The organism is Vibrio sp. ZOR0018 (genome assembly GCF_963865925.1).
In the GTDB taxonomy this organism is placed as follows: domain Bacteria; phylum Pseudomonadota; class Gammaproteobacteria; order Enterobacterales; family Vibrionaceae; genus Vibrio; species Vibrio anguillarum.
In genome coordinates this window covers 48,000-63,482 of sequence record NZ_CAWMCN010000138.1, presented here as the reverse complement: position 1 = coordinate 63,482, position 15,483 = coordinate 48,000, and the positions used below count along the sequence as shown (strand labels likewise).

11 protein-coding genes are annotated in these 15,483 nt (G+C 45.5%); 4 read left to right on the top strand and 7 right to left on the bottom strand.

Features of this window, described 5'->3' with window-relative positions; genetic code table 11:
* Nucleotides 1-231 precede the first annotated feature (231 nt).
* The 6 genes from add to glnA form a co-directional block, all read right to left on the bottom strand.
* Nucleotides 232-1,236 (bottom strand): adenosine deaminase, encoded by a 1,005-nt coding sequence (add, locus tag AACR75_RS16555; RefSeq protein WP_047688040.1) that lies wholly within the window; start codon nucleotides 1,234-1,236, stop codon nucleotides 232-234.
* A gap of 91 nt (nucleotides 1,237-1,327) precedes the next feature.
* Nucleotides 1,328-3,877: an EAL domain-containing protein gene (locus tag AACR75_RS16550; protein WP_047688038.1), complete on the bottom strand. Its 2,550-nt coding sequence runs from the start codon at nucleotides 3,875-3,877 to the stop codon at nucleotides 1,328-1,330.
* Between the two features lie 105 nt (nucleotides 3,878-3,982).
* Nucleotides 3,983-5,386, bottom strand: coding sequence for a nitrogen regulation protein NR(I) (gene glnG / locus AACR75_RS16545; RefSeq protein WP_013855452.1), 1,404 nt, complete (start codon nucleotides 5,384-5,386; stop codon nucleotides 3,983-3,985).
* A 39-nt stretch (nucleotides 5,387-5,425) separates the two neighbouring features.
* Nucleotides 5,426-6,472, bottom strand: a complete 1,047-nt coding sequence (glnL, locus tag AACR75_RS16540; RefSeq protein ID WP_026027507.1) for a nitrogen regulation protein NR(II) — start codon at nucleotides 6,470-6,472, stop codon at nucleotides 5,426-5,428.
* Between the two features lie 134 nt (nucleotides 6,473-6,606).
* Entirely contained in the window at nucleotides 6,607-7,188 is a 582-nt protein-coding gene (locus AACR75_RS16535; protein WP_017048709.1) for a DUF4124 domain-containing protein, read from the bottom strand.
* A 148-nt stretch (nucleotides 7,189-7,336) separates the two neighbouring features.
* Nucleotides 7,337-8,746, bottom strand: a complete 1,410-nt coding sequence (glnA, locus tag AACR75_RS16530; protein ID WP_017048710.1) for a glutamate--ammonia ligase — start codon at nucleotides 8,744-8,746, stop codon at nucleotides 7,337-7,339.
* A gap of 500 nt (nucleotides 8,747-9,246) precedes the next feature.
* Here glnA and typA point away from each other — a divergent pair, with 500 nt between their 5' ends.
* The 4 genes from typA (at nucleotide 9,247) to AACR75_RS16510 (ending at nucleotide 13,529) form a co-directional block, all read left to right on the top strand.
* A complete protein-coding gene (gene typA, locus AACR75_RS16525; RefSeq protein WP_010319743.1) occupies nucleotides 9,247-11,070 on the top strand; it encodes a translational GTPase TypA in 1,824 nt (607 codons plus the stop codon).
* Nucleotides 11,071-11,203: 133 nt separating this feature from the next.
* Complete coding sequence (locus AACR75_RS16520; protein WP_017045688.1) at nucleotides 11,204-12,118, top strand: virulence factor BrkB family protein; 915 nt, start codon at nucleotides 11,204-11,206, stop codon at nucleotides 12,116-12,118.
* Nucleotides 12,090-12,524, top strand: coding sequence for a D-aminoacyl-tRNA deacylase (gene dtd / locus AACR75_RS16515; RefSeq protein ID WP_047688035.1), 435 nt, complete (start codon nucleotides 12,090-12,092; stop codon nucleotides 12,522-12,524). The genes AACR75_RS16520 and dtd overlap by 29 nt, the downstream gene beginning before the upstream one ends.
* 72 nt (nucleotides 12,525-12,596) lie before the next feature.
* The gene (locus AACR75_RS16510; protein ID WP_017043511.1) at nucleotides 12,597-13,529 is read left to right on the top strand and encodes a bifunctional GNAT family N-acetyltransferase/hotdog fold thioesterase; all 933 of its coding nucleotides are present in this window, start codon (nucleotides 12,597-12,599) and stop codon (nucleotides 13,527-13,529) included.
* Here AACR75_RS16510 and AACR75_RS16505 read toward each other — a convergent pair.
* On the bottom strand, nucleotides 13,490-15,424 hold the full coding sequence (locus tag AACR75_RS16505; RefSeq protein WP_047688033.1) for an AsmA family protein: 1,935 nt from the start codon (nucleotides 15,422-15,424) through the stop codon (nucleotides 13,490-13,492). The genes AACR75_RS16510 and AACR75_RS16505 overlap by 40 nt on opposite strands.
* Nucleotides 15,425-15,483 lie beyond the last annotated feature (59 nt).

The window sequence follows — 15,483 nt, the reverse complement described above, 5'->3', positions numbered from 1 at the left end:
GGGTCGCGGGTTCGAGTCCCGTCCGCTCCGCCACTTATTAAGAAGCCCTGCTAGTAATAGCAGGGCTTTTTTCGTTTGAGAAAAATAGCATTTTATTTTTTATCACTCTCAGGACAGTCGTGTGGTAGCTACACTTTGTTCAATCTATTCTTATTCTTTTCGGTCTCTATGTCTTAGGTATAAAAAAGCCGATGTATTAAACATCGGCTAGAGAGACATGGTTCAGGAGATTTAGCTACGCAAAGCGGCTTTGGCTGACAGTGCTTTTTTATCTGAGTCTGAAAGAAAGGCTAATTCTAATCCGTTAATTTGCGCTTGTCTGATCTGCTCTTGAGAAAGGCCTGCTTGAAGTGCTGCAACTTCATATTCGTGTGGAAGTTCAATACCTTCAACCGCTGGGTCATCAGTATTTAAACAAGCAAGTATCCCATGCTCTAAAAACTGTTTTATAGGATGATGAGCAAGAGAGTTTACTGTGCTCGTTTGGAAGTTTGACGTTAGGCAAGACTCAATGCCAATACGATGTTTGGCAAGATAATCCATTAGCTTAGAGTCATGGACGGCTTTTACTCCGTGTCCAATGCGTTCTGCACCTAGCTCTTTAATTGCCTGCCACATACTTTCTGACCCCGCCGCCTCTCCAGCATGTACTGTAACTCTTAGTCCTGCATCTCGTACTTGTTTAAAGTGAGAAATAAATCGCTCGCCCGGTTGCCCAAGTTCATCGCCCGCTAAGTCGACTGCAACAATGTGCTGCTTTTGAGTCAAAATAGCGTCTAGCTCCTGCTGACAAGCATCGGTGCCAAAAGTGCGGCTCATAATTCCTATTAGGTTAGCCTGAATACCGAAGTCTCGAACGCCCGCTTGTACCCCATCAACTACAGCCTCAACAACGCCAGCGATAGGCAGTTGATGTTTCATAGCCATATAGTAAGGAGAGAACCTCAGCTCGGCATAATCAATTTGAGCATTTAAGGCATCTTCGACATTTTCGTAGGCGACTCTTCGGCAAGCATCGAGATCACCCAATACGGCAACTCCCCAATCAAGTTTTGATAAAAAGGCGACCAATGATGGTTCTGCTTCGACGATTTGTACATGAGGTGTGAGCTCTTCTATGCTGCCAGCTGGCAGCGCTACACCAAATCGTTGCCCTAGTTCTAAGATAGTTTTGGTTCGAATGTTGCCGTCAAGATGGCGATGCAAATCAGTAAGCGGTAGATTTTTAGTTATCATTATGTTTTTCCGAAAGTGTGTATGGCATCAAGTATAAAAATCAATGTGGCCAGTGTCAGCTAGCAAAGAGTATTAAATCATCCAATTCTGTTTATTTGGCTTTTATGTTTACCATATCTGTTGACCATTCGTTAAAAGGGATGGCTTTACTAAACAGAAAGCCTTGTCCCTGAGTGCAGTTAAGCATGGTTAGGAGATGGACTTGCTCTTTGGTTTCAATACCTTCTGCTACAATTTCGACATTAAACCCACGAGTCATGTTGATGATTGCCGCAACGACTGAGCTACTGAGATTTGTCTGTTCGAGCTGCGATACAAACGCCCTGTCTATTTTTAGACAATCGAATGGAAGTTGATGTAAATAAGAAAGGGAGCTGTATCCGGTACCAAAATCATCTATCGCGATATGGATGCCCAGCTCTTTGAGTTTGTTCATGTTTGCTAAAATAACTGGGTCGTTATCAACAATTCTTGATTCTGTGATCTCTAAAGCGAGGTTATTGGGTTCAAGCCCCGTTCTTTCCAAAGTCGCTTTGAGTTCATGAACAAACTGAGGTTGAGATAGCTGGTTCACTGAGAGGTTGACGTGCATTTTAAACGTCGATCCCCATTTACCCATCTTGATGCCTTGCATCGTGTCAAAACACGCTTGATACAAGATTTGCTCACCAATCAGGCCAATAAAGCCGCTTTCTTCAGCGATAGGAATGAATTCCAAGGGGGGAATGATATCACCGCTTGGTGTCACCCAGCGTGCCAAGGCTTCAGCTCCGATGATATCTCCCGTTGATAAGTTTACAATTGGTTGATAATACGGAATATATTCTTTGTTCTCTATGGCAAGCTTAATTTGAGTGAGCATTTGCGTACGTTTACGAGAAACATCGTCCATCTCTGGAGAGTAATAGCAGATTCTTGAGCGCTCTTGCTTGGCGTGGCTGAGTGCGATGCTACCATTACGTAACCATAGCGCCATAGTATGGAGTGTGTCATTAGGGAGTACGATGCCAATGGAGGCATTGACGACCACTTTTTCATTATGCATTGAGAATGGGACAGCAAACATTTGTAATATACTGTTAGCCGCGGATTGGGCTTCATTCTTTTGTTGTAAAGAGGGGATGTAAATAGCGAATTCATCACCACCTGTACGAGCAATACATGAGGTGCTTGCAAATAGTGTACGTAATTTTTCAGCAATAGTTTGTAATAGTAAGTCACCTTGCTGATGTCCCAAGCTATCATTAATATCTCTGAATTTATCGATGCCGATAAGCAATAGGCTGCCATTAATTTGATTTAATTGACTAAAGTTATCAATTAAACCTTCACGGCTATAGAGCTTGGTTAGGGAATCGTAGATCAATTGGGAATGCAATGCCTTAAATGAGGCTTTTAGGTTGTTGGCCATTTCATTGAATGAATAAACAAGCAAACTCGTTTCATAAATATTGCCAGCTTTCGGCATGTTACTTTCCCAATCCCCTTTTGCTAGATGCTGAGCAGCAGCCGCGGTAGCGGTAATTGGAGTGGTGATTCGATTAAAGGCAATGAGCCCTATACCAATGCCGATAAGGCTGACAATACCGCCAATAATCCAACTGTTTTGTTGGTTTTCTGGCAATCGACCAAGTAGATCGGTTTCTGAAATCGAGACGCCAATAAACCATTCGATGCCATGTTTATCTTTAAAGGGAGTGAGATGATTAAAATAGCGGGTGCCATCAACTACCGTTTCGAATTTGTTGAGTGTTGCTGACAGCATTTTGTCATGGTTATCAATATAATGTGCACTGGCTTGGATCACTGGGTTGGCATTTTCGATAGCCAGTAGTCGCTCTCCTTTTGCCGACAGTTCGGTCCCCCAAGAGACAACGGTGCTGGTATTGGAGTGAGCCACCAATCTTTTTTCTGGATCAATAATATACACGTTGGCATGAGTTTTCTGTTGCAGTGAGGCCAGAAACGCATTGAACGTATCGATTTTCACATCAGTCACCAAAACACCGATGAATTTGTTCATAGAGAAAACGGGTGCTAAAGCAGAGAGCGTGATCTCTTGGCGTTCATCAACATTAATGTAGATTGGCGACCAACTTGGGCTTAAACTTTGTGCAACTGGAGTATACCAGGGGCGAGTTCTTGGATCATAATCGGCAATGGTGGAGCGAATATCTTGATTGATGGTTTTTCCTGAGTAGATCACCAAGTTTTGCTGAGTTCGATTATCTTTCACCATCAAGGTAAAACTATCACCAATCTCTTTGCGAAAGCCCACGTACTCCGCCTGTTCGCCACCAAATCCGATCACATCAATTTGTTCTAGCGGTCGATAAAGCGTTTCAAAACTGGCAAGCAGATATCCTTCTATTTTACTGACATCGTCTGCAGAATAGAACTGACTAAAGCCGATCGTGTGGCTTAAAGCGAGGCTGGCTTGAAAAGGTTCATCGAGAAAACTGATCAGCCGCTGCTCTACATTGGCATTTAATGATGAAAGCTGTTTGCTGCTAATGTCATCAACCATCTCTTCATAACTGTATTTTTGTACACCCACAATCACTCCAATCGTTATGAGGAAAATCATAACAAATGGTAGAACAACGGCTGTTTTCAACGTTATTTGATTCGTAAATGACATGTCGTGTCTTCTGCATCCATACAAATTATCGGTAAAACACGCAAGGTGGTGGGTGATTGCATTGTGCCAGAAAGTGAATCACTGCACCTGATCATTAAAAAATTATCAGTAAAGTTCTTTTAACTTCCTTGTCAACGTATTGCGCCCCCACCCAAGCACCTTAGCTGCGTCTTGTTTGTGACCATTGGTGTGATGAAGTGCTGCTTCCAAAAGTATACGTTCAAATTCAGGAAGTGCATAAGAAAGCAGCTCTGTTTCTCCTGAAGCTAATGAAGATTTAGCCCAACTTGCGAGTTGTTGTTGCCAACTTATAGCACTATCAAAGTCACTATTTTTCTTTTCCGACAATAATTCGGAAGGAAGATCACTGGGTAGCACCTCGCTGCCACTGGCCATTACAGTTAACCAGCGACACATATTTTCAAGTTGTCGTACGTTTCCCGGCCACTCAAGACGATTCAAAATTTCAATGCTTTTAGGATGCAGCGTTTTCATTTCTACGCCTAATTCTTTTGCTGCAGAGGCGAGAAAGTGCTTGGTCAGTTTTTCTATATCTTGGCTTCGCTCACGCAGTGCTGGGATATGAATACGAATGACATTGAGACGGTGGAAGAGATCGTCACGAAACTTTCCTTGATGAACGAGTTTTTCTAAGTTTTGGTGAGTGGCGGCGACAATGCGGACATCCACTTTGATTGCTGAATGCCCTCCTACACGGTAAAACTGACCATCGGCTAAAACACGCAGTAGCCGAGTTTGAATGTCGAGCGGCATATCGCCAATTTCATCTAAGAATAGAGTGCCCCCGTTGGCCTGCTCAAAACGCCCTTGGCGGACACTGTTTGCACCAGTGAATGCTCCTTTCTCATGACCAAACAGCTCTGATTCGATGAGATCTTTTGGAATTGCGGCCATATTGAGGGCAATAAACGGTTTTTGGGCGCGTGGGCTATGGCGATGAAGCGCGTGAGCGACTAACTCCTTCCCGGTTCCTGATTCACCATTGATCAAGACTGAAATTGAGGAACGTGATAAACGGCCAATCGCTCGAAATACCTCTTGCATTGAAGGGGCTTCTCCAATGATTTCCGGTGTACTATCAACGCCAATCTGTTGATTGGATTGTTCTTTGCGCTGCTCCTGACTATGAGCAATGGCACGTTCAACCAAGGTGAGGGTTTCATCGACATCAAAAGGTTTAGGCAGATACTCAAAGGCACCCTTTTGATAGGCATTCACCGCGGCATCAAGATCTGAGTGGGCAGTCATGATGATGACGGGCAACTCAGGAGATCGTGAATGAACTTGGTTTAGCAGCTCAATACCATTCATGCCCGGCATGCGAATATCGGAAACGAGCACATCGGGCGTTTCTCTTTCTAGCGCCAGTAACACACTTTCGGCATCGGAAAACGTTTCGCATTTTATGTTGGCTGATGAGAGCGTTTTTTCCATCACCCAGCGGATCGAACTATCATCGTCCACCACCCAAACGTATCCTTTACTCATAATGTTTATTCCTTAGCAGCAAACCCAATCAGACATCGGTCAAATGGGTAAATAAATAGTAAATGTGGTTCGACCTGGCCAGCTTTCAACATCGATTTTTCCATTGTGCTGATCGATCAGGTTTTGTGAGATAGAAAGACCCAGCCCCGTTCCACCTTCACGGCCGCTGACCATGGGGTAAAACAGTGTGTCTTGTAATTCGGTAGGAATGCCTGGGCCGTTATCGCTGATTTCTATGCGTGCCACTAACTTATGGCGCTGTCCGTGAATATTGGCTTGGTGCACTGTTCTGGTGCGAAGTGTGATTTTACCATGCGGATCATGAGATAAAATCTGTGCCGCATTGCTGACGATATTCAGTAATGCCTGCTCGATTTGATCGGTATCCATCAAAATATCGGGCAAGCTGGGGTCATAATCTCGTTCAATCACCAAGTGTGTGCTGGCTTCTAGCTCAACCAATTGGCGGACTTTTTCCAAAATTACATGGAGATTTTCAGAGCACTTCTTGCCCGGTTTTTGTGGGCCGAGCAAACGATCAACGAGCGCGCGCAGTCGATCGGCTTGTTCAATAATAATTTGGGTGTACTCAGTGAGACTGTGGTCCGGCAACATCTTTTCTAGCAGTTGCGCCGCTCCGCGTAGCCCACCCAATGGGTTTTTAATTTCATGCGCCAGCCCGCGAACTAAGAGTTTTGCCGCTTGCTGTTGGGCGTGCTGATTGAGCTCTTGTGTTAACCGTCGTTGTTGACCAATTTTGCGCATTTCGACCAAAAGCATCAGCTCGCGTTGCCAAGATATAGGGCTCACGGTCACTTCCAGCATCAGTGGCTTACCATCGACCACAAACGTAACATCGCTATCAGTAATACTTTGGCCACTTTGCAACGGCTGAGAAAGCAGCGCTAAATCAAGAGAAGCGTGCTGGATGAGTTTTGACAGTGGTTGGTTGATAATTCGCTTAGCACTTTGGGAGAAGAGTTGTTCAGCCGCTGGATTGGCATAACGGATACAAAGAGACTCATCGAGCATCAAGGTGGCGGTAACGATATTATTTAAAATCGTTTGGCTTAGCTCACAATTCACGTTTTCATCCTTGTCCGTGTTCCCAAATGATGCAATGCACAACTTTGGTGCATTGCATGGCTAAGTATGGCGCATCGGTGTCAGAAGAAAAAGTGAAACCTGTTGTTATATCGAGCTTATTGGCGAAGAGTTCATCACTTGATGCTGGCTCGATGTAAATGCACCGTCACAGGGTTAGACGATGCAATAATCTTGCCGTTTACAACTACTTGAATTAAAAAGCGATGCGTTCCTCTATCTAGATTTTTCAGCGTCCAAGTAGGTTGAGTGGCGGGGGCGCCATAGGCCTTGTCATTCATGACCAATTGCAACTGTTCATTGACGGTTAAGTTGCGATTGAGTTCGGCGTTGATTGAAATAACGCCCGCATTGCTGCGTAAGGTTTCATCGTCAGCCGGAGAGCGAATTGCAATGGTCAGCGGTTCTATTTTGTTGACATGGGTTGCGGATTTTTCCTGTGGCAGATTTTTGGTGAGGTCAGTGACGGGGTGAGAGGTTTCAAAGGTTGGCTCAGGAGCATCGGCTTGAAAATCAGGAATCGAAATTTGCTTTGCTCCCTTATCTTGTGGGACATCGCTAAGATGCAACACGCCGTTTGCATCCACCCACGTATAGACGTTTTGTGCAATTGAAATCGCGGAATAAAGCATGATGAGTGTTAGGAGTAAAATTCGGATCAAATTCACAGTCATCCCCCTATATAGAGATGTTTTCACGTTAAGGGTATCGGCTTTCGAGTGCCGTTATTGTTGTAACGCTAATGTTACGACGTCCGGAATTAACCCCAAATATGAAAAAGGCTCACCTGCGAGGCGAGCCTGATAAATCCGTAACCTAAGTTACATTTTGCACCAAAGCTAAGAATTATACCGAGTAGTACAATTCAAATTCTAGTGGGTGAACGGCCATGTTGACGCGTTCTACATCTTTTGCTTTTAGCGTGATGTATGAGTTGATGAAATCATCAGAGAATACGCCGCCAGCGGTCAGGAATTCACGATCTTCATCCAGTGCTTTTAGTGCCACTTCAAGTGACTCGGCTACTTTTGGAATCTCAGCGGCTTCTTCTGCTGGTAGGTCGTACAAATCTTTATCCATCGCTTCTCCTGGATGGATTTTGTTCTTGATACCATCAAGACCAGCCATTAGAAGAGCGGCAAACGCTAGGTATGGGTTTGCTGCTGGATCTGGGAAACGAGCTTCGATACGACGTGCTTTCGGGCTTGGTACTACTGGAATACGGATAGACGCAGAACGGTTACGAGCCGAGTAAGCTAGCATTACCGGTGCTTCAAACCCAGGGACAAGGCGCTTGTACGAGTTTGTTGATGGGTTAGCAAATGCGTTGATGGCACGCGCGTGCTTGATGATACCGCCAATGTAGTAAAGCGCTAAGTCAGATAGACCGCCGTACTTGTCACCAGCAAATAGGTTTACACCATCTTTTGCAAGAGATTGGTGAACGTGCATACCTGAACCGTTGTCGCCAACAAGAGGCTTAGGCATGAAGGTTGCTGTTTTACCAAAGGCGTGCGCAACGTTGTGCACCACGTATTTGTAGATTTGGATCTCATCGGCTTTAGTAGTTAGCGTATTAAAGCGAGTGGCGATTTCGTTTTGACCTGCGGTCGCTACTTCATGGTGGTGAGCTTCAACGACGAGGCCCATCTCTTCCATGATCAAACACATGGCTGAACGGATGTCTTGTGATGAGTCAACCGGTGCAACAGGGAAATAACCACCTTTCACACCAGGGCGGTGACCTTTGTTACCACCTTCAATTTCAGCGCCAGTGTTCCAAGCCGCTTCGATATCATCAATTTTGAATGAGGCACCAGACATATTGTTGGTGTATTTCACGTCATCAAAAAGGAAGAACTCTGGCTCTGGACCGACAAGAACGGTGTCTGCGATCCCTGTTGAACGCATGTAATCTTCTGCGCGTTTTGCGATAGAGCGTGGGTCACGATCGTAGCCTTGCATGGTTGCAGGCTCTAGAATGTCACAACGAATGTTAAGTGTTGCGTCTTCTGTGAACGGGTCAAGAACTGCACTTAATGCATCAGGCATCATCACCATGTCAGACTCATTGATTCCTTTCCAGCCAGCAACGGATGAACCATCGAACATCTTACCTTCTTCGAAGAAGTCTGCGTCGACTTGATGAGCAGGAATAGAGATATGTTGCTCTTTGCCTTTCGTGTCGGTAAAGCGCAGGTCAACAAACTTAACTTCGTTTTCTTGGATCAGCGATAGAACGTTTTCTACTGACATCTTGGATAACCTCCAGTGTTATTAAAGCGGTAATGGCCCGAATCGAATTGAAACTAGCATTGATTAATTTCATTCTAAACTTATTAATCGATGCTGTTTCTAACAAAGCTAAATTCGTGCCAATTAAATTAATCCTTTAATTTCAAGTGCTTTGGTTGTTCTTTGTCGAATTTAAATGCTTCTCTGCACCAAAAAGATCCTTATTTGCACTATTTTGGTGCCTTGAGTTTTATGTTGCACCATTAACTACCAAAGCGCACACTATTCAGCCTAGGTTTACTAGGCTTGTCAATGCTGATTTAGTCCATTTTGATGCAATTTGTTTTAAAGCAAGTAGCGGACTAAGCTTGTGGTGAGCGAAAATCAGCGCGATAGATCACATATTTCTAGGTTTTTCGCCAAAATCTGGTACATTATTGACCGTTTTTTTAATCAAGTTCTATGCTCGTTGCGGCCTCATGCCGAAGCGAGTTACTCCCTTAATAAGTGAAGCAAAATCCATGGCTACTCCACAGATTGATAAATTAAGAAATATCGCGATCATCGCACACGTTGACCACGGTAAAACAACGTTGGTTGATAAACTGCTGCAACAGTCAGGTACGTTAGAGTCTCGCGGTAATACGGAAGAGCGGGTCATGGACTCGAACGATATCGAGAAAGAGCGCGGTATCACTATCCTTGCAAAAAATACAGCCATTAACTGGAATGATTTCCGTATCAACATCGTAGATACTCCAGGACACGCCGACTTCGGTGGTGAAGTTGAGCGTATCATGTCAATGGTTGACTCTGTTTTGCTGATTGTTGATGCGGTTGATGGCCCAATGCCACAAACTCGCTTCGTAACACAAAAAGCCTTTGCTCACGGTTTGAAACCAATCGTTGTTATTAACAAAATTGACCGTCCTGGCGCTCGCCCTGATTGGGTTATGGATCAAGTGTTCGATCTGTTCGACAACCTTGGTGCAACGGATGAGCAGCTCGACTTTAAAGTGGTTTATGCCTCTGCACTGAACGGTTGGGCGACACTTAACGAAGGTGAAGTTGGCGAAAACATGGAGCCTTTGTTCCAAGCGATCGTTGACAATGTAGAGTCACCACAAGTTGACCTTGATGGCCCACTACAAATGCAAGTTTCTCAACTTGATTACAGCTCTTACGTTGGTGTTATCGGTGTTTGTCGTGTGACTCGTGGTAGCGTAAAAGCGAACCAACAAGTAACAGTCGTCGGCGCTGATGGTAAGAAACGTAACGGTAAAGTTGGTACAGTTCTGGGCTATCTTGGCCTTGAGCGTAACGAAGTTGAACAAGCTAACGCTGGCGACATCATTGCGGTAACAGGTTTAGGTGAACTGAAAATTTCAGACACCATTTGTGACCAAAACTGTGTTGAAGCCATGGTGCCACTATCCGTTGATGAACCGACAGTGACCATGACTTTCCAAGTCAATACCTCACCGTTTGCAGGTAAAGAAGGTAAATACGTGACTTCACGTAATATCCTTGAGCGTCTGCAAAAAGAGCTTGTTCATAACGTAGCATTGCGTGTTGAAGAAACCGACAACCCAGATCGCTTCCGCGTTTCAGGTCGTGGTGAACTTCACCTATCAATCCTGATTGAGAACATGCGTCGTGAAGGCTTTGAACTTGCGGTTTCTCGTCCTGAAGTTATTTTGAAGGAAGAAGACGGCCAGAAAATGGAACCGTTCGAAACCGTAACGATCGATGTGATGGAAGAGAGCCAAGGCGGCGTGATGGAGAAAATCGGCCTACGTAAAGGTGAGCTGACGAACATGACTCCAGACGGCAAAGGCCGTGTGCGTCTTGATTTCATGATGCCTTCTCGCGGTTTGATTGGTTTCCAAACAGAATTCATGACCTTAACCTCAGGTTCAGGTTTGCTTTACCATACGTTTGATCATTACGGCCTACACAAAGGCGGTAACATTGGTCAACGTAACAACGGCGTGTTGATCTCTAACGCGACAGGTAAAGCGTTGACTTACGCTCTGTTCAACCTACAAGAGCGCGGTCGCCTATTTACTGAGCACGCAGATGAAGTGTACGAAGGCCAAGTGATCGGTATCCACAACCGTTCTAACGACCTAACAGTGAACTGCCTGAAAGGCAAGCAGCTGACAAACGTTCGTGCTTCTGGTACTGATGAAGCGCAAGTATTGTCACCTGCAATCAAGTTTACACTTGAGCAAGCACTTGAGTTTATTGACGACGATGAACTAGTGGAAGTGACCCCACAGAGCATTCGTATCCGTAAACGTCATTTGACTGAGAATGATCGTAAACGTGCAAGCCGTGGCTAATACCGTCATGGTATAAGTTAACGAGTTAATCTAAGGGCGAGGAGTGTACTTCTCGCCCTTTGCTTATCTGCAATATAGTCAGTTTTAGGTATAGAATGGTGATTGATGATAAAAATAAGCAGGGAGAAGGCATTTGAAAATCAAAAAGCTTGGCAAACAATGTTTACTGTTTACGCGTTATTTACTCAGCCGGATGGATCATGACCGCGTCAATGTTAATGCGGGCTATTTGGCTTATATCACGTTGTTGTCGATCGTACCTATGCTTACCGTGCTGTTATCAATTCTCTCCTCATTTTCTATTTTTGCCAATGTCGGTATGGTTATTCAAGATTTTGTGATCACCCATTTTGTGCCTGCCGCAGGCGATGTAGTGCGAGAGGCGTTGCTCGAATTTATCGCGAATACAGGTAAGATGACGGCCGTGGGCGGGGTATTTTTATTCGTTGCAGCTTTAATGCTGATTTCTAATATTGACAAGAATTTAAACTACATTTGGCGAGTTAAAGATAAACGGCGCATGGTGCTCTCTTTTTCAATGTATTGGATGGTTCTTACGCTCGGGCCAATTTTAGTCGGCGCGAGTATTGCGGCAACCTCGTATATTACCTCACTCAAGATTATTGACAGCGAAGCACTCTCTGGTGCTTATAATTTGTTGCTGCGCTGGCTACCTTTTATTTTGTCATTCTCTGCTTTTGTCGGTTTGTACCTGCTGGTGCCGAATAAAAAAGTGCATCTTTCACACGCCTTGGTCGGGGCAATGGTGGCGGCTATTTTATTTGAGTTCAGTAAAAAAGGGTTTGCTGCTTATATTACTCAGTTTCCCTCCTATCAACTGATTTACGGCGCACTGGCGGCGATCCCTATCCTGTTTGTGTGGGTCTACTTATGCTGGATGATTGTGCTCGTTGGGGCGGAGGTGACGGCGACTTTGGGTGAAAAAGAGCACTGGAGCAATGAGCAAGAAATGCTAAACTCATTGCCTATCTCCGAGCAAATGATAAAGGGAAATCAGAGTGATAGCGTTGATCCAGAGAGTGAGTGAAGCGGCGGTACGTGTTGATGGGGAAGTGGTTGGCGAAATCAATCAAGGCTTACTGGTGCTACTTGGGGTCGAAAGAGATGACGATGAGGCAAAGGCCAAACGTCTAGTCGAACGCGTGACTCAGTACCGCGTGTTTGAAGATGAAGAGGGAAAAATGAACTTGAACGTGCAACAAGTGAACGGTCAGGTTTTAGTGGTGTCTCAATTTACATTGCCAGCCGATACCAAAAAGGGGACGCGTGCCGGATTTTCAAAAGGTGCACACCCTGCTGATGCTGAGCATCTGTATGATTACTTTTCGGATTTGTGTGAGCACATTTTGCCAACTCAGCGTGGCCGCTTTGCACAAGATATGAAAGTCTCGCTGATTAATGATGGCCCAGTGACATTCTGGCTTCAGGTTTAATAAAGAAATGGATAGAGCCTCCTTCGTTGGGATCATGCGGAGTATGAGAGGCTGTGATTTAGGGATAACCAAATGTTTAAACTGATTACGCCAAGTACCGACAACCAACTGAATAAATACTACCATTTTCGCTGGCAAATGCTGCGTGAGCCATGGCATCTACCGATCGGCTCGGAGCGCGATGAGTATGATGGCATGAGCCATCACAGGATGATTGTCGATGGTCGTAACCGACCGATTGCCATTGGTCGCTTGTACATTACGCCAGATTGCGAAGGGCAAATTCGCTATATGGCGGTTAAAAGTAGCCGTCGCAATAAAGGTATGGGCTCTTTGGTGCTGGTGGCGCTAGAGTCGCTGGCTCGTCAAGAAGGTGCAAAGCGCCTAGTCTGTAGCGCCCGTGAAGATGCGATTGCATTTTATGAAAAGAACGGCTTTGAACGCCGGGGCTCGCTCAATGATGAACGCGGGCCGGTTCGACATCAACAAATGGTCAAACCGCTTGATCCCATGGCCAATGTGATTCGCAAACCTGAATGGTGTACTGAACTGCAAGAACGCTGGGCCACGCACATTCCTATCAGCGAAAAAATGGGCATTAAGGTGACTCAATATACGGGCTACCAATTTGAGTGCAGCGCTCAGCTCAATCCGAATTTGAACCCACACAACACCTTATTTGCAGGCTCGGCATTTACCCTTGCCACCTTGACCGGATGGGGAATGGCATGGTTGCTGATGCGTGAGCGAAGCCTGAATGGCGATATTGTTTTGGTTGATAGCCGCATCCGCTATCGTCACCCTGTGGTGCATAACCCTTTAGCCTTCACTTCATTGGATGGCATTAGTGGCGATTTAGATCGTTTAGCCAGTGGACGTAAAGCGCGTATCGTCGTCAATGTCACTATCACCAGTGGCGGTAAACCCGCCGTTGAATTTACGGGAACCTATATGTTGATCCCCAATTACAAGGCATTGTTAGCCGCCGCATCATCGGCTGAGTAAGTGTCGGTTTCTGGATCACACGAATAGATGGTGTGCTGTGTGTTGTGGAGCAGTTCGAAGTGCATCTCACGGCACATCTGTTGGAGGTTAAGGTTAAGTTGTCCTTTCTCCAACTTGACCAAATCCACGTGACCATCAAGGTTTGCCTTGAGCGTCTTTCCAACCAGCGGCGTTGTATTAATCATCATCCGCCCTCTGTCTGAGTGAATGACTAAACCTTCGAGCGTAAACGGCTCATGGTTGAGGTTTTGCTCAGGATCGCTTAGCGTTAATATGCCTTGTCGAATATTGAGTGTTGCTTCACCTGTGAGGGAGTGGGCGAAGGTGGCGTAGTCTCCGGCGAGGCCGTTGACCTGCGCTTCCAATTCACTGAGACCCTCTATGGTAAAGGGAAGCTGGGTGACTTTATTGAGCACCGCTAGCGGTAGCCCATCGGCATGAATGTTGGTTTGCCAAGGCTGACTTAACGTTTGGAAATTCCAACGCGCAGTGGCATCGATATAGCCGTTTTCTAACGGCATAAATAAACGATCTAGGTACCATTGGCCTTGTTCGCTGCGCATCTCAACGACGCTTTGCGTGCTCAATAGTGAATCGTAGCTGGCGCTGTTTGCGCTGATATTGAGCGTGCCTTGCCACAATCCCAAGCGCTTCTTTTTTACGAGAGTTAACTGCTTCCCTTTGGCATGGACACCAGACAATTGCCAATAAGGTGGCGCAAATAATTGAATGAGTTGGCTATTGGCGATGGTGAGTTGCTCGATGGTGAGGTTATCAACCCACGGCCAATGCTGGCTCAGCGACGTAAAATCATCTTTGCTTTCGCTCACCCATTTTACACCGCGAATAGTGAGCTGTTGCAGCGATGCTGAGGTTGGGGTGATAACACCCGCCCATTGAATATCACCTTGCTTAAATTCACTACTAAAATCCTCAATAATCAGTTTACCCGGCTCGGTGCGCAGGCTAAAGGTCGGCTCCACCCACTGCTGACCTAGCCAAGTTGCATCGTCGGCTTGCAGCGAGAACTTACCTTGTTGCTGCTGCCAAATATTGCTGTGTGGATAAATGTTCTCCAGCGAAATATCGACGTTACGCAAGCTGATATCCGCAAGCTCGATCTGACTGTTTAAAATATCTAAGCTATTGATATGGTCTATTTTGTCAAAGAGCTGAAACCAACCCGATTGGCGTAAGGAATGACTCATATCTCGGCTAAGATTGAGTTTTTCCAGTGTCACATTGATCAGCGACCAACCTTGAGGATACTGCTCGGCTTGACCTGAAATAGCCGCGCCGCGCCATGACAACGAGAGCCCATAGACGGTGCTGTTGGCAGGTTTGTAATCCATATCGAGCAGTAGGTTATTCAGCGCTTCTCCTTGCCAATAAAATTGTTCAGCTGAGAGTTGTATCTCGCCGAAAGGCAGAGCTGTTGGATCATCCGACCAATGTGGATTTTTAATCTGTAGGTTAACACCGCGCGCTAGCCAACCTTGTTGGGCGATGTCGGCGTGATTGAGCGCGATTTGGCTCACCGAAATGGGCCATGATCGCAAATCGGTAGGAAGGCCATTTTGTAGACTGATACCACTAAGTAGCACGCTATCAACGGCGATTTTTTGGTCGCGAATGAGCTGTGGGCTGAGCCAAATATCGGCTTGCTCTATCGGGATGTACTGCTTATTTTGCCGCAGTGTTAATTGGTTGAACTGAAAATGCAAAGGATACTGGTATTGAAGAGATTGAAACGTCACGTTTCCTTTCAAAAGTCGTTCAACGAGAGTTTGAGCAACGGGAGTAGCATAAGAGGTATGTATCAGTGCAAACATACCCAGCATGAAAGTGAGAAATAGCGCGATGATCGCAATCAGCAATGCCAAAGCCTTGTTCATGGTGTCCTTACTCGTAAACCGTTACCTGCGACAGAGTGAAACAAATTACCTCACGCAGC